The 19,948-nt window shown below is 38.8% G+C and carries 19 protein-coding genes; 5 read left to right on the top strand and 14 right to left on the bottom strand.

What is annotated here, in order from left to right; genetic code table 11:
* Positions 1-84 precede the first annotated feature (84 nt).
* The 5 genes from MUB24_RS16010 to MUB24_RS16025 all read right to left on the bottom strand — a co-directional run bounded on the left by MUB24_RS16010 (position 85) and on the right by MUB24_RS16025 (position 5,534).
* Positions 85-1,230: an ABC transporter substrate-binding protein gene (locus tag MUB24_RS16010; protein ID WP_244705827.1), complete on the bottom strand. Its 1,146-nt coding sequence runs from the start codon at positions 1,228-1,230 to the stop codon at positions 85-87.
* A 349-nt stretch (positions 1,231-1,579) separates the two neighbouring features.
* Positions 1,580-1,732: a hypothetical protein gene (locus tag MUB24_RS16015; RefSeq protein WP_244705829.1), complete on the bottom strand. Its 153-nt coding sequence runs from the start codon at positions 1,730-1,732 to the stop codon at positions 1,580-1,582.
* A gap of 373 nt (positions 1,733-2,105) precedes the next feature.
* Complete coding sequence (locus MUB24_RS23515) at positions 2,106-2,372, bottom strand: DUF6805 domain-containing protein (protein ID WP_313898461.1); 267 nt, start codon at positions 2,370-2,372, stop codon at positions 2,106-2,108.
* Positions 2,373-2,392: 20 nt separating this feature from the next.
* A complete protein-coding gene (locus MUB24_RS16020; protein WP_313898462.1) occupies positions 2,393-4,402 on the bottom strand; it encodes a glycoside hydrolase family 127 protein in 2,010 nt (669 codons plus the stop codon).
* Positions 4,403-4,466: 64 nt separating this feature from the next.
* Positions 4,467-5,534 (bottom strand): M24 family metallopeptidase, encoded by a 1,068-nt coding sequence (locus MUB24_RS16025; RefSeq protein WP_244705831.1) that lies wholly within the window; start codon positions 5,532-5,534, stop codon positions 4,467-4,469.
* A gap of 236 nt (positions 5,535-5,770) precedes the next feature.
* On the opposite strand from MUB24_RS16025, the gene rpoN reads away from it, so the two are divergent.
* Entirely contained in the window at positions 5,771-7,090 is a 1,320-nt protein-coding gene (rpoN, locus tag MUB24_RS16030; protein ID WP_244705833.1) for an RNA polymerase factor sigma-54, read from the top strand.
* Between the two features lie 42 nt (positions 7,091-7,132).
* On the opposite strand, the gene MUB24_RS16035 is transcribed toward rpoN, so the two are convergent.
* The 5 genes from MUB24_RS16035 to MUB24_RS16055 form a co-directional block, all read right to left on the bottom strand.
* A complete protein-coding gene (locus MUB24_RS16035; RefSeq protein ID WP_244705835.1) occupies positions 7,133-8,617 on the bottom strand; it encodes an aldehyde dehydrogenase family protein in 1,485 nt (494 codons plus the stop codon).
* Positions 8,618-9,526, bottom strand: a complete 909-nt coding sequence (gene dapA / locus MUB24_RS16040; protein WP_244705837.1) for a 4-hydroxy-tetrahydrodipicolinate synthase — start codon at positions 9,524-9,526, stop codon at positions 8,618-8,620.
* A 66-nt stretch (positions 9,527-9,592) separates the two neighbouring features.
* Complete coding sequence (locus tag MUB24_RS16045; protein WP_244705839.1) at positions 9,593-10,510, bottom strand: proline racemase family protein; 918 nt, start codon at positions 10,508-10,510, stop codon at positions 9,593-9,595.
* Between the two features lie 11 nt (positions 10,511-10,521).
* Positions 10,522-11,547: a proline racemase family protein gene (locus MUB24_RS16050; RefSeq protein WP_244705841.1), complete on the bottom strand. Its 1,026-nt coding sequence runs from the start codon at positions 11,545-11,547 to the stop codon at positions 10,522-10,524.
* Positions 11,544-12,749: an NAD(P)/FAD-dependent oxidoreductase gene (locus MUB24_RS16055; protein WP_244705843.1), complete on the bottom strand. Its 1,206-nt coding sequence runs from the start codon at positions 12,747-12,749 to the stop codon at positions 11,544-11,546. Before MUB24_RS16055 ends, MUB24_RS16050 begins: the two co-directional genes overlap by 4 nt.
* 132 nt (positions 12,750-12,881) lie before the next feature.
* Here MUB24_RS16055 and MUB24_RS16060 point away from each other — a divergent pair, with 132 nt between their 5' ends.
* The 4 genes from MUB24_RS16060 to MUB24_RS16075 all read left to right on the top strand — a co-directional run bounded on the left by MUB24_RS16060 (position 12,882) and on the right by MUB24_RS16075 (position 16,529).
* Positions 12,882-14,606 carry a sigma-54 interaction domain-containing protein gene (locus MUB24_RS16060; RefSeq protein ID WP_244705845.1) on the top strand — a complete coding sequence of 575 codons (1,725 nt, stop codon included), beginning with the start codon at positions 12,882-12,884 and terminating at the stop codon, positions 14,604-14,606.
* A gap of 103 nt (positions 14,607-14,709) precedes the next feature.
* Entirely contained in the window at positions 14,710-14,991 is a 282-nt protein-coding gene (locus MUB24_RS16065; RefSeq protein WP_244705847.1) for a (2Fe-2S)-binding protein, read from the top strand.
* On the top strand, positions 14,972-15,310 hold the full coding sequence (locus MUB24_RS16070) for a (2Fe-2S)-binding protein (protein WP_244705849.1): 339 nt from the start codon (positions 14,972-14,974) through the stop codon (positions 15,308-15,310). The genes MUB24_RS16065 and MUB24_RS16070 overlap by 20 nt, the downstream gene beginning before the upstream one ends.
* Positions 15,303-16,529: an NAD(P)/FAD-dependent oxidoreductase gene (locus tag MUB24_RS16075; RefSeq protein ID WP_244705851.1), complete on the top strand. Its 1,227-nt coding sequence runs from the start codon at positions 15,303-15,305 to the stop codon at positions 16,527-16,529. Before MUB24_RS16070 ends, MUB24_RS16075 begins: the two co-directional genes overlap by 8 nt.
* Before the next feature lie 300 nt (positions 16,530-16,829).
* On the opposite strand, the gene MUB24_RS16080 is transcribed toward MUB24_RS16075, so the two are convergent.
* From MUB24_RS16080 to MUB24_RS16095, 4 genes are all read right to left on the bottom strand, one after another.
* The gene (locus tag MUB24_RS16080) at positions 16,830-17,039 is read right to left on the bottom strand and encodes a hypothetical protein (RefSeq protein WP_244705853.1); all 210 of its coding nucleotides are present in this window, start codon (positions 17,037-17,039) and stop codon (positions 16,830-16,832) included.
* Between the two features lie 16 nt (positions 17,040-17,055).
* Entirely contained in the window at positions 17,056-18,354 is a 1,299-nt protein-coding gene (locus MUB24_RS16085; protein WP_244705855.1) for an NCS2 family permease, read from the bottom strand.
* A gap of 73 nt (positions 18,355-18,427) precedes the next feature.
* The gene (gene deoC, locus MUB24_RS16090) at positions 18,428-19,099 is read right to left on the bottom strand and encodes a deoxyribose-phosphate aldolase (protein WP_244705857.1); all 672 of its coding nucleotides are present in this window, start codon (positions 19,097-19,099) and stop codon (positions 18,428-18,430) included.
* Positions 19,100-19,132: 33 nt separating this feature from the next.
* The gene (locus tag MUB24_RS16095; protein WP_244705859.1) at positions 19,133-19,948 is read right to left on the bottom strand and encodes a purine-nucleoside phosphorylase; all 816 of its coding nucleotides are present in this window, start codon (positions 19,946-19,948) and stop codon (positions 19,133-19,135) included.

Below are 19,948 nucleotides of genomic sequence, written 5' to 3' on the forward strand. Positions count from 1 at the left end.
GAAAACAGCAACGCATCCTTTTTTATACAAAAAAAGGAGTAAAATTCAACTTTTCACAAAAAAAATAATGCCCTTATTTTTTGTTCATACACCAAAAAATGATACAGCGCAAAAAGCTCCTCGTATAAAAGTATTGACATCCAACCCTGATTTTATGAAGTCTTCGCCTAGATGCTCTATTTGTTGAAAAGCCCCTACATCAAATTCTGAGCGGGATTCAGGTCCGCCAGCGGCTTCTAGCTTATATAGTGCCTGTAGATTTTTCCCTTTAAATTTTTCCATTCTTTCCACTAGCATCTCATCGATATCTTTACCTTCAAATAAATGGTTAAAAGGTGCGTGGATAGCTGATTCCCCTAAAGAGCCAATATGCTCATCAGAATATAAAAATTTCATTACTTCCATCGCTTCGTCTTTATGTTGACTTGGCTCTGTAATACCCAACCCCCATCCGCCTGCCAACGGACCAATATTGGGTGCCTCTTCCCATTGTGGGTATGTGACAATATCAAAGTTTAAATCTTCAGGCGTACCTATATCCAGCCATAAAGGTCTCATCGCCAGTGTTCTTGATTCTGTCCAAGGGTCCACTTCCGGCATTTCATTCCCTGGCATGTTATAAACATTTTCCACCATTTCTAACCATTGCTTCACATAGGGACTTTTTGTCCATAATACTTCATCCGTTTCAGGATCAATTAATTGGGTCCTTCCAATGATTTGGCTCATAGGCAAATGCCCATTTCCGGTGATATCCAGTCCTTGATATTGAACGCCATTCCTTTCACCAGTTACTTGGGATGCAAGAGCTGTCACTTCTTTCCATGTCATTCCATCCTTGGGATATTCAACGCCAAATAGATCGAAAATATCTTTATTATAGTGCAATGCATAATGATCAGCCATAAAAGGCAATAACCAAATTTCCCCGTTCGCCCATGATTTCCATTCATCTAAATGAGCTGGATCATAACGAGATAAATCAAAGTCATGTTTTTCTAGTAATTCCGTCATATCATAATTCAGCTCATATTCTTCCAAAAGATTGACATGGTATTGACGATAAGCAAAAATAAGATCTGGAACATTCCCAGCAGTGAGTGCCTCTTCAATCCAATCTTTATTACCAGTATCCCCACCGATATTTTTTACAGTAATATGGGGAAATTGTTCTTCCACTACCTCTTTAATATTCTCTTGAAAACCTTGTCCCCAATCTTCCCACATCATAATCGTTAAGGTAATATCCTCTTTTTTTCAATGTTCCCCTCAGAATCAGAAGTGACATCTTTTTCCTTATTGCAACCAAACAATAGAAATAAAGATACAAAGAACATAATAGATAACAATAATTGCTTGTTCAAGAACATATACATCTCCTCCATCTTATTTAATTTTGAAAACTGTGCTTACCTACTTTCACCGTCCCGTCTAAAAAAGAAAGAGTAAAACCCGTTTTACAGCCAATTTCTTCATTAACCTATAGACCAATTTATCTAATTGTAATTTTCTGATATATCGCTAACTTTATACCGAACTTATCTTTTCTTCTGTAAAAAAACTGTTAGGTTTACCTTTTTTACTCTATTTCATTCACCGAAACTCTCATTTCCCCAGGTTCACGATTATCCCACACACAATAAGGAATCGCTTTCATTTTAGGCCTTTCACTTTCACTGTCTTCCCAACCTGATTCATCATAAGATAAAGCATCTCCTTGAATAGTTGCCATACCATTCAGTAAATCTTTCCGGAAGTCTTATCTGGTTTTCAATTTGCCTTCACTATGTGTCGCCATGGATTCGATTACTGTTCTATTAAACCTCAGCCACCTTTCTTTTCTCTTTGTTATGATTACTTGCATTTTTCATGCCAAAAGAATGGATAGAATATACTATCCATGTCAACTTTTCTAAAGAATAGAATTTTTTATATAAATCTTTTTTCATTGGGAGAAATAATACCAGAGAAAGGAAAAATTTTTTACACATAAATCTTTTTATTCTAAACTCTTTGACAGCTCATTTTTCAATTCTTATGCTTCCATAAATGTAAAAAAAGAAAGGGAGTGTAGTCATTTTTCCTACACTCTCTTACAACAAATCTCAGCTTTTTACGTTCGTATATACATTTTTATTGACCATCCGTATACCGAAAATCCGCCTAACTCTTCCTTGAGGATGGGCTTGGAATTTTACAGTTACATGACTCTTATCTTCATAAATTTCTGGAGGAATAACATAGTTGACAGTATAAAACCTGGATGTTTCATTAAACCCATCTGTTGGCTGTACCGTTAAATGGCGGTCATTTATAAAAATATCAAATTCCGTTTCTCTTCTTTGTAATTCTTTTGCATAGGTAATGACCAACATCATTTCTTCTTGATGATCTACCTTGAGATCAAAGGAAAACCAGCCCCACCATAAGCCGTCCTACACTTTCTACTTTGCAAGGCACCAACTCGCGTATCGTCCCCATCAAAATGATGGTCACGTTCTGGTTGCATTTCTCCGGGCTGAACATAGTCGATTGTTGCCTTTTCTAGAATATTTATTTGTTTTCGAGCATGGAGATAATCCTTCTGACGCTTTTCCCATTCTTCTTGCGTAAACAAATCCCAGTAAACCGAATACATTTTATCATGCATACGGTAGAACGGATAAAGTTCAATATCTCTTGGATACCCCGCTTGGACCGTTCGGAAAGTATTTGTTTTTCCTTGTACAGGCTGAATCCATCCAGATAATGATTTTCCTTCGGGGATAAATACAGGTGTATACAAAAAATCAGTTGCTTCCGGGTCACCCAACGGGCCCAATTCCCCGGCAAGGACGAGCGGTCCATACATAATGGCGACCCGCTTCGGATTATCTGGCATCCTTTCGAGACGTAATGTCATCGGAATCTTAATTTCCACTCTGTCATTGTTGTTCCAAACTCGTTCAATCTCGATAAAACTTCCAGGTTGGGCATCCGTTTCATAATTTTCATCGTTTATTTTGATTAAAATTCCTTGTTCTGCCCAAGATGGGTAACGGATATTCATGGTGAATTTTTCAGGTTTCGCACATTGAACACGGATATAAATATCATTTTCTTCAGGATATTCTGTTTCCTGAAATACTTTAATCCCTCTTTCACCCCAATTCAGAGAAGATGGAATATATTGATTCACATATAATTGGTCTCCATTATGGAAGTAAATGCTATTTCCATAGCTTGCATGATTTTCCATTCCAGTGCCAACACAACATGTAAAATGATCAAACTTATGATTATATTCCTTATACCCTCCCATATCCAATGACAAAAAGTAGGTGACCCCTCCTTCTAGTGGATCTTGAGAAGCCAGTATATGGTTAAAGAGAGCCCTTTCATAATAATCGGCTGCTTTTGTAGAGCGATTCCATTCAAATAAATATTTCGTCAGTTTTAGCATATTATACGTATTACAAGTTTCGGTCGTATGAGGGCCAAGGCGATCACTAAGTTGATCTGGAGGACCAAAATATTCTTCAAAACTATGCCCGCCAGTAACATAAGAATGATGATCAACAACTTGCTCCCAAAAGAATTCAGCTATCTTCTTCCGTTTCATATCATTCGTCAACTCATATTCCCTTGCAAGACCGATAATCTTTGGAATTTGTGTATTCGCATGTCTTCCTGGCAAACTATCTTCCTGCTCCGAAAGTGGGTCGAGAATTTGCTTATGCCAAAATCGTTGAGCCATTTTTAAATATTTCTCATCCCCAGTATCTGCATATAAGTCGACCAATACCTCATTAATTCCTCCAAACTCACATTCCATTACTTCTTGCATTTGCTCCTCATCCAGTCTAGAAAATACAGTATCAAGCCAGTCGGCTAATTTAATAGCGACATTAAGAGCTTTAGAATTCCCAACAAGATGCAATGAATCACGTAAACCAGCAAATAATTTATGGATTGTATAAAGGGGTGCCCATAAACCATTTAGATCAAAGCCTTTTGATTCAATCTTCCCCTCCGAAACTTGTTGGAAAACTTCTTTCGCATTTGGAATACCTGAAACATAGCCATCCCCATGAGCTTCTTGGCATTCACTAAGTTCATCCACAATATAATTGACTCGCGTTTTGAAACGATCATCATCTAATGAAGCATAAAGCATTGCACAAGCGGATAAATAATGACCGAGTGTATGCCCAGATAAGCTCATCGCCTCCCAACCTTCATATTGAGGGGCTTTTGGTTCCAAACCGGCATACTCTCTAAACCTGGCTAATAGTCGATCTGGTTCAAGTTGCAGCAAATAATCTCGATTCAACTCCATCGCATGCTTAAAAGGTCCACCCAACACTTTGACATTTTTCAAATGAAAAGGTTTTGCCATTGTTTCAATTCTCATTTCTAGCATCATCAGGTCCCCCTTGTAAATTCAATATGAGCGCTTAGAATTACATCTATTTCCGATCCTTCTTTTAAAGGATGATAAGGTCTCGTGGTGACTTCGTTAATATTTCATTCCCATTTTGTTTAATGAATAGATCATCTTCAATTCTCACACCACCTAAATCGGGAAGATAGATGCCTGGTTCTACAGTGATCACCATTCCCGCTTGTAAATCTTGAGTAGATCTTGGCGACAAAAATGGATCTTCATGAATCATTAACCCAATACCATGACCTGCTCCATGTCCGAAATAGTCTCCGTAACCTTCTTTTTTAATGAAATCACGAACGATCGCATCTGCTTGTTCTGCAGGCATCCCATGTTTGATTACTGCTGTACATTGTAGCAATGCATCAAGAACAATCTGATAAATTTCTTTTAATTTTGGATGTGGGTCCCCAACGGCAACCGTTCTCGTCATGTCTGACCGGTACCCCTCATATAATGCACCAAAATCAAGTGTGACCATATCTCCCTTTTCAATCACTTTTTCACTGGCAACACCATGAGGGAGGGCTGACCGGGATCCAGAAGCGACAATAATGATGGAGGAATTGGATGTCGCTCCATTTTTCCGCATACAAAATTCCAGCTCATTTGCAACCTCAATCTCCGTTACACCTGGACGAATAAAGTTTAAAATATGCTCAAACGCCAAATCGGCAATTGAAGCTGCCTTCCGCAGTTTTTCAACCTCCATTTCCGTCTTGACTAAACGAAGACTTTCAACAACATTGGTCGTTGGGCAGAGGCCCACATCAAGTTTCTCATTTAATTGCAAATAAAAGTCATAGGTAACAAAACTTGCTTCAAAGCCAAATTTCTCCATATTTTCACTTTTAACTAGCTGAACAATCGTCTCCATCATCGAAGCCGATTGACCACAAATATGAATATCATAGTCTGTGATTTGTTCATGGGCTTGTTTGTCGTAACGGAAATCTGTCAAAAAAATCGCTTTTGTCCGTGAAACAATGACAACCCCAGATGTCCCTGTAAAATTCGTTAAATAGCGAACATTTTCCGGCTTACTAATAAGCATTCCATCCATCTGAAGCTTTTCAAGCTGTTCTCTAATCTTCTCTACCAATAACATCAAAATCCTCCTCACTTATCATTCTTTCATATTCTTCACTTATAAACATGCAAGTCCTATGCCAATCTTGCAAAACGAACGATTTAATCCAATTCTTTTCTTTAAGTCCATCAATCTTTCTCAACGAATAGATGGGCATAATTATTGTGCAAAACGGTATAAAATATTGTATAGTATATTAAAAAACATCACAAAATTTGGTTATTTGGTGCAAATTCAAGAAAGGAGGTAAAAAATTGGAGCTAGGTTTGTTTCAAAAACAAACAACAAACTTGGTCATGACGACAGAACTAAAACAAGCCATTGCCTTATTACAGTATTCAACAATGGAATTAGCGCAATTTATCCAAGAACAGGCATTGGAAAATCCGCTTATTGAATTAGAAGAAAAGAAACAACAATCACAGGTTGAGGAAACCTATGACTTTTCAAGAAGAAATTCCACAAGAAATAATGAACCGCTAAGTCCTTTAGATTTTGTTGCAGAGGAAAAAGGAGGGTTATCGGAAAGCCTATTGGAACAACTCCAATGGTTAGACATATCCGCAAAGGATCGTTCTATATTAAAGTTTTTAATCCATAGCCTGGACGACAACGGATATTTAACGATCAGTAGTCGAGAAGCAGCCCAACATCTATCGATTGCAGAGCCTATTGTTGAAAGGAACATTAAGAAATTACAAGCTTTGGAGCCAATAGGCGTAGGTTCCAGAGACTTAAAAGAATGCTTGCTTTTACAATTGAAAGCCTACTATCCTGAAAAGGAATTAGCCGCAAAAGTAATAAGTGATCATCTTGAAATGTTTGCTCATAAAAAATGGCCAGAGCTTGCGCAAAAATTACGTGTTTCATTAAATGACATTAAAGATGTTGCGAATTGTATCCAGACACTCCAACCAAAGCCATGTATCGGGATTGAGTATGGTCCGACAAGATACATGGTTCCCGATATTACGATCGTAAAAGAGAATGATGAATATATCGTCTCTTTAAATGACCATTTTCTGCCAGGGATTCGGTTGAACACAACCTATAAAGATATGTTATCCCAAAGTAATGAAACCGCTCACTATTTTCATGAAAAATATAACCACTATAAATGGCTGACCAGGAGTATCGAACAACGTCGGAATACACTGTTGAAAATTGTTGACGTACTTGTCAATAAACAAAGGGAATTTTTGGATCACGGCTTTTATATGTTACAACCCTTAACATTAAAGGAAATCGCCTATGAAATTGACATGCATGAATCTTCCGTTAGTCGGGCGGTAAAAAACAAAGTGATTCAGACTCCGAAAGGGACGTTCGAAATGCAGCGGCTATTTACGTCCAAATTAAAAAAAGAGGATGGCGGTCATACCTCCTCAACAAAAGTAAAAATCTTAATTCAAACCATTATTGAGCAAGAGGATAAACAAAAGCCTCTCTCTGATCAAAAAATAGCCGAACATTTATATAATCATAATAAAATCGCCATTTCCAGGCGGACAGTCGCCAAATATAGAGAAGAATTAAACCTGCTATCTTCAAGTAAACGAAAGGAATTTTTTTAAAGATGGGAAAGGGCCTCCACACACGTAGAAACCCTTTCCTTGTTACTGTAGATTCACCCAAATACTTTTGACTTCCGTATAGTTATCCAATGCGTAACTACCCATTTCTCTTCCCATTCCAGATTGTTTATAGCCACCAAATGCAGCAGCGGGATTCTCAAGATTATAATCATTAATCCAAACGGTTCCGGCTTTTAAGCGATGGGCTACATGATGGGCCCGTTTCACATCCGATGTCCATACACCTGCTGCTAAACCGAATGCACTATCATTTGCCCTCTTAATCACTTCTTCTGTTGTATCAAATGGAAACACAGTAACGACCGGGCCGAAAATTTCCTCTCGCGCAATCGTCATATCATCCCCGACATCGGCAAATACCGTAGGAGTAATAAAATACCCTTTATCAAAGGCTTTTTTACCTCCTGTCACTAATCTGGCCCCTTCCTCAATCCCTTTTTGTATATAGCTCAATACCCGATTACATTGTTCCTCCGACACTAATGGTCCCATTTCCGTTGTTGGATTTAAACCTTCACCCAATTTCATCTTTCTTGACCGGTCAGCCAATTCGGCAACTACCTTATTATAATATTTCCGTTGAACATATACACGGGATCCAGCACTACAGTTTTGACCGTGATTATACATTATTCCTTGAAAGGCACCTTCAATCGCCTTATCCATATCGGCATCTTCAAAAATAATATTCGGCGATTTTCCTCCGAGTTCCAGTATCACATGTTTAACCGTTTTAGCGGCTTCACGCATAATTTCTTTCCCGACAACTGTTGAACCTGTAAAGGCAATTTTATCGATATCTTGATGTCTTACGATGGCAGCACCGGCTTTTTCTCCAAACCCAGGAACAAAATTGACCACCCCATCAGGAAAACCGGCATCTTTAAACAATCTCGCTGCATAAAGTACCGAGAGTGGCGTTTGTTCGGCCGGTTTTAGAACAACTGTACAACCTGTTGCAAGGGCTGCCCCTAATTTCCATGATGCCATTAATAGAGGGAAATTCCATGGAATAATTTGGCCCACAACCCCTACTGGTTCATGTCTTGTATAATGTAAATAATCGGGGAGTATTGGGGTTGTTTGTCCCAATACCTTCGTTGCCCAACCGGCATAATAGCGGAAATGTTCGACAGTCCCAGGAATATCATCCTCCAAAGCCACAGCATACGGTTTACCATTATCCAATGCTTCCAGCTGGGCTAGTTCCTCCTTATTTTCCTCGATGAGGTCAGCCAATTTATAAATCAGATGGGATCGTTCAGCTGCACTTAATCGAGGCCACTCTCCCTCTTCAAATGCTCGACGTGCTGCCCGTACAGCCCGATCGATATCCATTTCTTCCGCCTCACTCACTTCAGCAATCACTTCTTCTGTCGCCGGATTGGTTATAGCAAAAGTTTTTCCAGAGGTTGCTGGAACAAATTCACCATTTATATATAACGGAATCTCGCCAGCCAGAAATTCTATTACTCTAGGTTTTAACTCGATATTTGTGGTAATCACTTATATCCACTCCTTTTCATTTTCCAAGACTACTAGACTTTCTAAGATGTTTTGAAGCTTGGTATCTTCTTCCGTTGAAAGGGGAAGCCTAGGTTTTCGAGATGGTCCACCAGCAAGTCCTTGTAACTCCATTGCTCGCTTCACAATCTGTACATATTTCCCAGAGCCCTCTAAGAAACGACAAAGTGGTAAAAGGGGATCGTATATCTTCCAAGCAACTTCTAGTTTATTTTCCTGTACCTTATCAAATAAATCAGTCACCAGTCGCGGAACAATATTTCCCGCCACTGAGATCCATCCTGTCGCTCCCACTAAAAACGATTCCAACGCAAGGTCATCCGCTCCACAAAATGTATGAATATAAGGGCTGCCCTGTCTTGTAAGATCCCGAACTTTGCGAATGTCCCCACTGGACTCTTTAACATGTGTAATATTCTCAACCTCACGTCCAACTTTTAACATTAATTCTGTACTCATATCTACCCCCGATGTAAAAGGATTATTATAAATCATAACAGGGAAGGCAACAGAGCTTGCAACCGATTTAAAATGTTCATAGATTTCATTTTCTTTTGGATGAGCATAGTAAGAATTGATGAGCAAAGCGGCGTCTGCCCCGACAAATTCTGCTTGCTTCGTATACATAATAGCATCATTCGTTGTTTCAGCCGCTGTCCCAACAATCAATGGAATACGTCCATTTACTTGTTCCGTCGCGATTTCTGCTACACGAAAACGCTCTTCTTTCGTCAAGCTCACAAATTCACCTGTACTGCCGTTGACAACGATTCCGGCAACTTTATTCTGAATAAAATGCTCAATATTCTGTTTTAAACCCGACCAATTGATCTCACCATTCTGTTCCATCGGTGTAATTAATACGGGAAAAACTCCTTCCAATTTCTTCATTTATTATACTCCCTCCTTATGAAATGCCCATCTTTTTTCCGCCTTATTTTCAAGGGGTGGTAATACTTATTTTAGTAAAAAGCCTTCCTCAAATGGATCGCGAGGATCATAAATAAACTCATGTGTACCAGTAATAAACCCTCTTGATTTTACAAAAAAACGATTGGTTGTACCCACTATCTTATGTGCAGTCAAGGAACTCGAAAATATGCTTTCGTTTGTAAGTGAATCCATTTGTTTCCTTACAGCTAATTTTGTAAAAATGGCAAATGTGCTATCAAACCCCGGGGAACGGACAATACTGCCATCTTTTGCAAATGTCAGGGAACGAACTTTATTGGATAAACCAGATAAGGGTTCATATAAAATCACACCATCCATTTGGACATTTTTAGTCCTTATCTGTCTCGTGACCGCCATCCCCCATGTTTGCAAAGAGGTCATTTGCTCAAGTTGGATCGCTTGGATATCGCGAGGCAGCGGAAAAACATAATAATAACGAGTCTCATCAACAGCCACGACACTGTACTCTGGTGTTTGCTCTAAAAGAATACAGTTTTCACTTTCAATCGAAACAGAGATGACGGACTGGTTCGCCACTATCGCCTCTATTTGATAAATACCATTAAGCGTTTCAATCTTGTATTGATTCATATGTTTTTTTTCAAGATTGCCAGTTTCCAACAATGCTGTCACCGTTGCGATTAATCCACTATATTTAAATGGAACATCCCCATCATGGTGTAAAAAGAGAAGGGCAAAATCAGCTACTTCGGATGTTGTAACGATACAACCATTCATACCACGATGTCCCCTAGGTTCATTTAATAAAAAATATTTTCCTCTTTTATATTCTTCCACCAAGAGACGGGAATTTTCCATGAGACCCTTCTGATTTAGCTTTATAGGTGAATGAATAATAATTCGAAATGCTTCACCCTCTACATGGGTGTCAATCGTAAAAAAGATTTCTTTCACGTTCATTTATTCACCTTCTAATAATGATTTTTCATCGGAGGGATTAGTAAAAAACCTTCCTCTAATGGATCTTCCTTTTGATAAAAAAAGCGATGCATCCCCATTATCCACGCCGATCCCGTTATTTCGGTAATCACTGCATCGGTAGTCTCCACCTTCGTTTTCTCCAGCACTTTTGCCTTAAATAATGTACCGACAATACTCTCATGAATAAATGATTCATTCATTTGGATTTCCCCTTTATGAAACATAGTTGCAATCTTTGCCGATGTCCCCGTTCCACAAGGGGAACGATCAATTCCACCAGGGGGAACAACAACAGTGTTTTTCACATTGGCATCTGGATGGACAGGATCAGAATAAAACTCGATATGGGTCAGGCCTTTAATAAATGGAAATTCGGGATGGATCACTTCCTCGGTTGCATTGATTGAATTGCGAATCTTGATCGCCTTCTCGATAATGTCTGAGGCATTTTCTTTCGTTAAATGTAAGTTGATTTTACGAGCATCAATGATTCCATAAAAATTTCCTCCGTAAGCAATATCGCATTCCACTTCCCCAACTCCATCCACGTATAATTGGATAAATTTTAAAAAGAAAGAAGGAACATTCGTAAACGAAACCTCCTCCGCAGTCCCATTTACCACTTTTATCTTCACTTCTATCAATCCGGCGGGTGTGTCTATTTTTACAAAGGTGTAAGGCTCCATTACTTCAATCAAGCCCGCTTCTATTAAAGCTGTACAACATCCAATCGTATCATGACCGCACATAGGTAAATAACCACCGGTTTCGATATAAATCACACCTATATCTGCTTCCGGGTGACATGGTTCAACTAATAAAGCCCCAGACATCACAGCATGTCCTCGCGGCTCATTCATTAAAAACTTTCTGATCCAATCATAATTCTTTTCCATATAAAGCATTTTCTCCGCCATCGTGCTGCCTTTCAGAAAAGGAAGGCCACTGATTAATGTTCTAGTTGGATTACCCCCTGTATGTGTATCAATCGTTGTAAACACACGTTGAACATTCATTTATGGATCACCCCTTCCTTAAATCGATCATTACGGAGTGGATGAAGTGGGACGGATGTGTCCTTCTCATTCAATATTTCCTCCATTAATTTTCCAGTGATGGCGGCGAGTGAAATCCCATCCCCTTCATGACCCGCTGCGATGTAAAAACCAGAAACCTCTGTCACTGGCGAAATAATCGGCAAATGGTCTTCTGTCCATGGACGTAATCCAGCATAGGTTCTAATCACCGTCATATCAGCTATTTTCGGATAAAATCTTAACGTTCGTTTTGCCATTAGTTTCGTTACTTCCTGATTTACTTTTAAATCAAAGCCGCAAAACTCACGGCTACTTCCAATTAGAAAATTTTGACTTTCAGTTGGCTCAAATACCAAGGCAATCCCGTATTTTTCAAGGGGTGGTTCGACTGCTCTTTCTCCACCAAATTTTGACATAAGGTAGCCGAACTCCATCACCTTTCTCAAGCCGACAGGTTGTTGTCTTGATGCTACAATGAGTTGACCTTTTCGCGGCTTGATCGGGATATCGACATTCAACATTTCGCCAATAACGGGCGCCCATATGCCACATGCATTCACTACTCTATTAGCCGTAAACACATGATTACTCGTTTCAATCACAAATTGTTTGTCTCCATTTTTATAGATATGCTTAACCTCTGTGTTTGTATGAATTTTTGCACCTAAACGTTTGGCACCATCAAACATTGAATATGTCAACATATATGGATTGACCGTTGAATCTGTTTTACACTCAAGACCACCTAGTAAGTCATTGGCAAAATATCGAGATTCATTCCGTAAATCTTGTTGATCTAACATTCGGAAATCAAGTCCCGCCTCTTGTTGCTTTAGAACCCATTGACTAGCGGCTTCCATTTCCAACTCGTTTTCACACACTAAAATACTGCCCGGATTCCGGTATTCAAAGGGAATCTCTAATTCTTTGCTTAATTCATGAACAAGTTGTTGACTCTTCAAAGACATTTGACTGTCAAATCCGGGGTCCTTATCAATGGCTAGAATATTTCCATCACACCGAGAGGAAGTACCACTTGCCAGTTCATGTTTTTCCAAAATGGTGATATCTAGTCCCCCTTTTACCCCATAGTAGGCAATGGCTGCCCCAATAATGCCCCCTCCAATCACAACAACATCACAATGAATCGTCCTTATAATGCCTTCACCCTTTCTGACCATTTAATAAAATATAATGCAATTATTATGCCAACCCAACACCTCCCTATTTTTTGAAAAATTGCATTTTTAACGCAACCATGTCAAAATGTTTTTAAAGTTGTCCATAAACTTATACACTGAAAGGGGATTCATATGTTCTTATTACAAAAGGAGATAATGGATTTTATTTCTACTAATATGACCGTTCTAGAAGAAGGACACAAGAACATTGAACAGCTAGTATATGAGAAAACAACAGCCCATCCAGACACTGAAATATTTCTTCGTAAACAAAATAGTGTGTACGTTTTAAAATATAACAAAGACCGTCAACTTATTAGTCAAAAATGCAAAACGATTGCTTCATCTGCAGATATACAAGAATTAATTAACTTATTCGGGGATTACAAACAACATGAAGATTCACAAGTCATTGTCGTGAAACTAAATCATACCATTATCGGTTTTATTCATATCAAAAGTTTCTTATCCACACTTTTCTATAAATATCAAAAACTAGATGTCTTCTTTCAAACGGTATTAAACACTATTGATACATCTTGTACAGTAATAGATCATGAGAAAAAGGTCTTAGTATGGACAAAAGGAGCAGAAAAAATATTTTCCATTAAGAAGGAAGAAATTCTAGGTAAAACCATTACAAATTTTTTCCATCCAGACGATTTAGAGATCATTACAACACTTGAACAAGGAACCTCTGTAAATTTCAAACAGCATCATGCAAGGGACAATCTAATTGTGTTAATTAATTCAAACCCTGTGAGATTAAATGGACAGACGATCGGGGCCGTTGTTTCAGAAACAGATATTACAAGTCAAGTTCGCATGAATCGTGAATTATTTACCATATCCGAAAAAATGATAGAACTTGAAAAAGAAATGAAAGCCCATTCAAAAATGGATAATCCTTTTATACATATAAAAGGAAACAGTCACCCATTAAAAGAAACAATCAGTAAAACGAAAAAAGCAGCCTCAACACCGGCTAATATTTTAATTCTCGGGGAAAGTGGCGTCGGCAAAGAACTGTTCGCAAAAGCAGTCCATGATCTAAGAGAACAAAAAAACGCACCATTTGTTCCGATCAATTGTGGTGCCATTCCTTCAGCACTTTTTGAAAGTGAATTATTCGGTTATGAGAAAGGTGCTTTTTCGGGAGCCGATCATAAAGGGAAAAAAGGAAAGATAGAACTTGCTAAAAACGGGACTCTGTTCTTGGATGAAATCGGAGAAATGCCAATGGAGATGCAAGTGAAGCTATTAAGAGTTCTTCAAGAGAAACGCTACTTTCCTGTTGGAGGCACAAAAGAAATCGAAGTTGATTTTAGAGTTGTGGCTGCAACCAATCGTGATTTATTAAAAAGGATCAAAGAGGGAAGTTTTCGGGAAGACCTCTACTATCGATTAAATGTGGTCAGTTTAGAAATCCCTCCATTAAGAAAACGAATCGAAGATGTGATTGAACTAACCCATTACTTCTTATATGAACTCTCTGTCAAATACCATCGGCCTGTTCATGGGATTTCACAAGAGGTTATGCAAGCACTACTGCAGTATCAATGGCCTGGAAATATTCGTGAATTGCGGAATGTCATCGAAAGACTCGTTGTTTTTTCTGAAAATGGGGAACTAAATATTACAGACTTACCATTTTACAATGAAAACATCTCCGGTTCAGAAAAGAACAAAGCCAATGAACACTTGGCTTTAAGCCAGAGGTTACAACGCTATGAAAAGGAAATTATTATCAGCGAGCTGGAGAAAACAAAGGGGAATAAATTATTATGTGCTAAAAATTTACATATTTCTCGTGCTACACTCTATAACCGTATGAATAAATTAGGGATACACGAGTAATGATGAAACCGCTAAATAGTGGCGGTTTTTTATTCTTTTGGCCCGAAACTTGCATATTACAATAATGAGAAATATAAATTTTCTTCCATTGAGGTGTTCTATTTTGGAAAATAATTCGTTTATTATCTGTAGATGTGAGGAAGTTTCCTATCAAAAACTTTTAGAAACCATGACCGCCTTTCACTGTTCTCCCAGAGAGTTAAAATTACGGACGAGGGCTGGCATGGGGTATTGTGGAGGAAGAGTCTGTCGAACATTAATTGACGAAATTGCCCATTCAATCCATCCTAGGCAAAACGGGATTCCTTTAAAATATCAACCTCCGATAAGACCGGTAAGTTTTGGAGAATTAGGTGGTGAAAATAATGACAAACAGAATACTTGATCATCCTGTACTAGGTAAGATTGATGGAGAACCGAAAATTTCTTTCCGTTTCAATCATCAGATACTCACCGCAAGAAGTGGAGAAACGCTCGCGGCAGCATTATTAGCGAATGGAATCCGTCGTTTGCGTGAACATGAAGAAAGTGGCGCCCCAAGGGGAATCTATTGCAATATCGGTCACTGTTATGAGTGCAGATTAACCGTAGATGGAAAAACAGGTGTAAGAGCCTGTTTAACTCTAGTCAAAGAAGGAATGATTGCTGAAAGTATAGAGAAGTTACCCACTCCCCTAAAGAATCGGGGCATTTACCATGAATGATGTCATCATAATAGGAGCTGGGCCCGCAGGTTTATCGGCGGGGATTGCTTGTGCTAAATATGGATTAAAAGTACTTATTCTTGATGAATTTATGTTTGCTGGCGGCCGCCTTTTAGGTCAATTATATCAGGAGCCTAATGGAATTTGGTGGAATGGAATAGAAGAATCAAGGAAATTAACGGAAGAGGCGGTCCGCCTTGGTGTAGATATCCGATTAAATACATCGATTCACAACATTGAAAAAAACGGAATACAGTGGGATGTTTACACGGAACAAAATATTTTTCAAACACCTTCTCTGCTTCTTGCTACTGGTGCAGCGGAAGCTCCCATACCCATACCCGGGTGGACCTTACCGGGAGTTATGTCCATTGGTGCAGCTCAAGTCATGACCAATTTACACCGAGTAAAGCCTGGCAAGAAAGGGATTATTATTGGAATGAACATTCTTTCCGCAGCGATAGCGACCGAGTTAAAATTGGCTGGTGTGGAATTATACGCCCTTACATTACCTAAGCGAACGAAGCTGACGGAAAAATTCGCTAACCCGATTAGTACTCTCGATTCTCTTGCAAGTTTAGCCCATTTAGCCCCGAATAAATTCATTCAACTATCAGGAAATTTTTTAAGAAAGGACTTTTTCAGCAAAATGATCCTTGCGCTTTATCCAAAAAAAGGAATTAAAGTGTCGGGAATTCCATTCCAATTAAAAAAAGCTGTAATTGATATTTACGGAGAAAATTCAGTGGAAGGGGTAACGATTGCCAGTATCGATCGGAAAGGTACAGTGATTCCCAACAGTGAAAAGCAAATAGAAGTTGACTTTGTTTGTATTGCTGGTGGTCTTTATCCCCTAGCCGAACTCGCAGCGCTTGCCGGATGTCCTTTTTATTACATAGAGGAACTAGGTGGCTATGTTCCTCTTCATAATGAAAAAATGGAGACAACGGTTGAAGGTCTGTTTGTCGCTGGTAATATTACAGGTATTGAAGGTGCAAAAGTAGCAATCGCCCAAGGTACAACAGCAGGATTAACGATTGTTCATAAATCCGGAGTAAACGTGGAAAAGGAGCTTCAAAATTCCATTCTAAAAATCAATGAAACAAGAGAGAATGCCCTTATTCAATTTCATCCCAAAATCGCGCAAGGAAGACAAAAAATCTTCCAAGAATGGGAGAAATATTACTCTGATTCACAAGTCGCCTTAACCTATAATTAGAGGAGACGAATGGTTCATTTTTACGTGGCAGAAACGTTTACAAGTGTCACTTGAGAATCCGTCAATCTTCAAGACTCCTTGTTCAATGAATTAAGAAAAGCGCAAGGCGCCTTGTTCAGCCCCGACAAGCAAATGTTCTGAGACAAGAAAAGTCCGGTCTTGACTTTTATTGTCTCAGGTTATTTGACCTCGAGGGGCTAGGCGCTGGAGCTAGACCTAGCATTAGCCAATTTTTATACTTTCTTACCTTTTTAAGAAAAACCGGGCAAACCCCGCCCGGTCCTTTTCTATCCACCCAGACTAGAGGAAATCCGATAATTTATATTCCTGTCCATGTAGGCCTTTATAATACTCTGGATATATTTCTCCACCACAGTTCTCACAGCTGAATCTTGGTGGGGTTGTTGGATCTCCCCCATCCATTAAATCAAATTCCCTTACAATGTCATAAGGAATTTCCTCCTCCTCATGATTTGTTCCAATCGCAGGTCGACGAATATAACGGGGCAATATAGGCTTAATCCTTTTAAACACCGTGCAATATAAAATTCAATAAAAATAAACCCGAGATAATATATAGGGGGATGGAAACTTGGGATGCTTTTCCAACGACTAATTTTGCAATTGGATAAGCAATAAATCCAAATGCAATTCCATCAGCAATACTATACGAAAAAGGAATCATAATAATAATGAAAAATGCTGGGATTACTTCTGATAAATCCTCGAAATTAATACTTTTCACATTTTGCAGCATTAATCCTCCAATAATAAGAAGAATTGGTGCAATGGCACTATTCGGTATAATGGTTACAAATGGAATAAAGAAAATCGACAATAAAAATAACAGACCCGTTACGATTGATGTAATTCCGGTCCTTCCTCCTGCAGTAATCCCGGCTGCCGTTTCCACTGTCGAAACAGTAGGGCTAGAACCAAATATACCGCTAAGCACTGCCGAAATCGAGGTAACCCGAAAAGCTTTACCATACTTTTCATTTTGATTTAGCTGTCCTAACTGCCCACTAATCAATCCAATATTTTCAAAAACAAGTACCATTGTTAAGGAAAAAACGGCGATCCAAAACGTGATGGACGTCATACTTCCAAATGTCATTGCACCAAATACAGATCCATAATCACCAGAAGAAATTCCAAAGCCGTTTTTTAATAAACTCATATCCACAAGCCCGAACATCCAAGCAATGATTGTTCCAACAAAAATAGTGATTAAGAAGTTGGCAGGAACATTTCGTAAAAATAGAATCACAGCAAGAATGAGTGTTAGGATAAACGCAATGACCTGGGGACTACTTATATCCCCTAAACTAATTAAAGAATGTTCTCCTCTTACGATCAGTTGACTTTTTTCTAATCCTAGCAAGGATAAAAATAAGCCCAAGCCAACACTAATAGAATCCTTCAACGAACTAGGAATCGCCGTAGCAAGAATAGCCGCCAGTGGGGTAAAGGCAATGACAGCAAATAATAATCCGGCAATGAATACTACAGCAAGCGCTTCATGCCATGTTAGGCCCATAGAATGGACAAAGGTATAAGTAAACATGGCGTTGAGACCCATACCTGGAACGAGGATAAGGGGCAAATCCCCCCATATTCCCATCATTAAACACCCTGCTACACAGGTTAGAATCGTTCCCCAAACCGCAGCCTGCATTGGTATACCCGCATCTGCTAAAATACTTGAATTGACAGCAATAATATATACAATTGTGAAGAATGAGACGAAACCAGCAAGGAGCTCTTGTTTCATCGTCGTTCCTTTTTCAGTAAGATTTGTGAGGTTATTCAACTTTCCTTTCATTTTATTTCCTTCTTTATGAATCTCCCTCGCCCACCCAGTCTTTTATTCCCGAGGGTAAAAGACCAAAAGTAATTTAATAATCTGTTTTTGCATTTCCACCTGAAACAATGGCCACCCCGGAGCTAGCCCCAAGTCTTGTTGCACCAGCTTCAATCAATGCTAGTGCTGATTCACGACTTCTTACACCACCAGAAGCTTTCACACCTACATTAGGGCCTACTGTTTTACGCATTAATTGGATATCTTCCACGGTTGCTCCACCAGTTGAAAAACCGGTAGATGTCTTAACGTAATCAGCTCCAGCCTTAACAGCAAGTTTGCATGCTATCACTTTTTCAGTATTTGTAAGTAGACAAGTTTCTATGATTACTTTAACTAATGCTTTTCTTTTTGCCGCTTCCACTACATTTCTTATATCTTTTTCAACATAATCAAGATCGCCATCTTTTAATTTAGCGATATTGATGACCATGTCGACTTCAGTTGCACCATTTTCTATCGCATCTTTCGTTTCCAATGCCTTTATGTTAGTTGTGGTAGCCCCTAATGGAAAACCAATTACCGTACATACTTGTACATCAGAACCTTCTAACTGATGAGATGCTTCTTCCACCCAAGCTGGGTTAATGCAAACCGAATAAAAACCATATTCCTTTGCTTCTTCACATAATTTTATAATTTGTTTTTTTGATGTATCTGGTTTTAAAGCTGTATGATCAATCATTTTTGCAATGTTTTTTTCCATGATTATCTCCTACCTCTTTTTAATCCATGCCATTTACAAACGTTCGACAATCCCTTTTACTAAGTTTAAGAAGTTTTCTTTTGCTTTTTCTGTCGTTTCAATCACTTCTTCATGGCTAAGTGGTTGATTCAAAATACCCGCAGCCATGTTCGTAATACAAGAAATTCCAATGACGTTCATTCCAGCGTGACGAGCAACAATAACCTCTGGTACTGTTGACATTCCAACTGCATCCCCACCGATTTTTTCTAGCATCCGTATTTCTGCCGGTGTTTCATAACTCGGGCCACTATTCCAAACGTAGACCCCTTCTTTTAGTATAATGTTCAAATCCTTAGCAACCTCACGTACAAGTTTCTGTAAAGAAGGTGTATAAGCCGTTGACATATCAGGAAAACGCACACCTAATGTATTCTCATTTGGACCGATTAATGGATTGGCTCCTGCATTATTAATATGGTCGGTAATTAACATTAAATCCCCAGGAGTGAAGGTTTGGTTTACTCCACCAGCAGCATTCGTTACGACAAGCGCTTCAACGCCTAAGGCTTTCATTACTCGAACAGGGAAAGTTACCTCATCTAAAGGATATCCTTCATAGTAATGAAAACGTCCTTGCATGGCTAATACCGTAACACCTTTTAATTCCCCAACCACCAATTGTCCAGCATGCCCTTCCACTGTTGATATTGGAAATCCAGGAATCATTTCATATTTAATTTTTACCGGATTATCTATTTCATCTGCCAATACTCCTAAACCTGAACCTAAAATAAGGCCAACTTTTGGTTTGGAGGCAATTTTTCCTTCTAGAAATGTTTTCGCGCGCTCGATTTTATCCATACCCAT

The sequence above is a fragment of the Lederbergia sp. NSJ-179 genome, from assembly GCF_022867885.1.
Taxonomy (GTDB): domain Bacteria; phylum Bacillota; class Bacilli; order Bacillales; family Bacillaceae_C; genus Lederbergia.

Coding starts and splice junctions, on each gene's coding strand:
- MUB24_RS16010 (WP_244705827.1), bottom strand. CDS start 1,230: ATGATGTGGGAAGATTGGGGACAAGGTTTTCAAGAGAATATTAAAGAG.
- MUB24_RS16015 (WP_244705829.1), bottom strand. CDS start 1,732: ATGGCAACTATTCAAGGAGATGCTTTATCTTATGATGAATCAGGTTGG.
- MUB24_RS16020 (WP_313898462.1), bottom strand. CDS start 4,402: ATGCTAGAAATGAGAATTGAAACAATGGCAAAACCTTTTCATTTGAAA.
- MUB24_RS16025 (WP_244705831.1), bottom strand. CDS start 5,534: ATGTTATTGGTAGAGAAGATTAGAGAACAGCTTGAAAAGCTTCAGATG.
- dapA (WP_244705837.1), bottom strand. CDS start 9,526: ATGAAGAAATTGGAAGGAGTTTTTCCCGTATTAATTACACCGATGGAA.
- MUB24_RS16045 (WP_244705839.1), bottom strand. CDS start 10,510: ATGAACGTGAAAGAAATCTTTTTTACGATTGACACCCATGTAGAGGGT.
- MUB24_RS16050 (WP_244705841.1), bottom strand. CDS start 11,547: ATGAATGTTCAACGTGTGTTTACAACGATTGATACACATACAGGGGGT.
- MUB24_RS16055 (WP_244705843.1), bottom strand. CDS start 12,749: ATGGTCAGAAAGGGTGAAGGCATTATAAGGACGATTCATTGTGATGTT.
- MUB24_RS16060 (WP_244705845.1), top strand. CDS start 12,882: ATGTTCTTATTACAAAAGGAGATAATGGATTTTATTTCTACTAATATG.
- MUB24_RS16070 (WP_244705849.1), top strand. CDS start 14,972: ATGACAAACAGAATACTTGATCATCCTGTACTAGGTAAGATTGATGGA.
- MUB24_RS16075 (WP_244705851.1), top strand. CDS start 15,303: ATGAATGATGTCATCATAATAGGAGCTGGGCCCGCAGGTTTATCGGCG.
- MUB24_RS16085 (WP_244705855.1), bottom strand. CDS start 18,354: ATGAAAGGAAAGTTGAATAACCTCACAAATCTTACTGAAAAAGGAACG.
- deoC (WP_244705857.1), bottom strand. CDS start 19,099: ATGGAAAAAAACATTGCAAAAATGATTGATCATACAGCTTTAAAACCA.
- MUB24_RS16095 (WP_244705859.1), bottom strand. CDS start 19,948: ATGGGTATGGATAAAATCGAGCGCGCGAAAACATTTCTAGAAGGAAAA.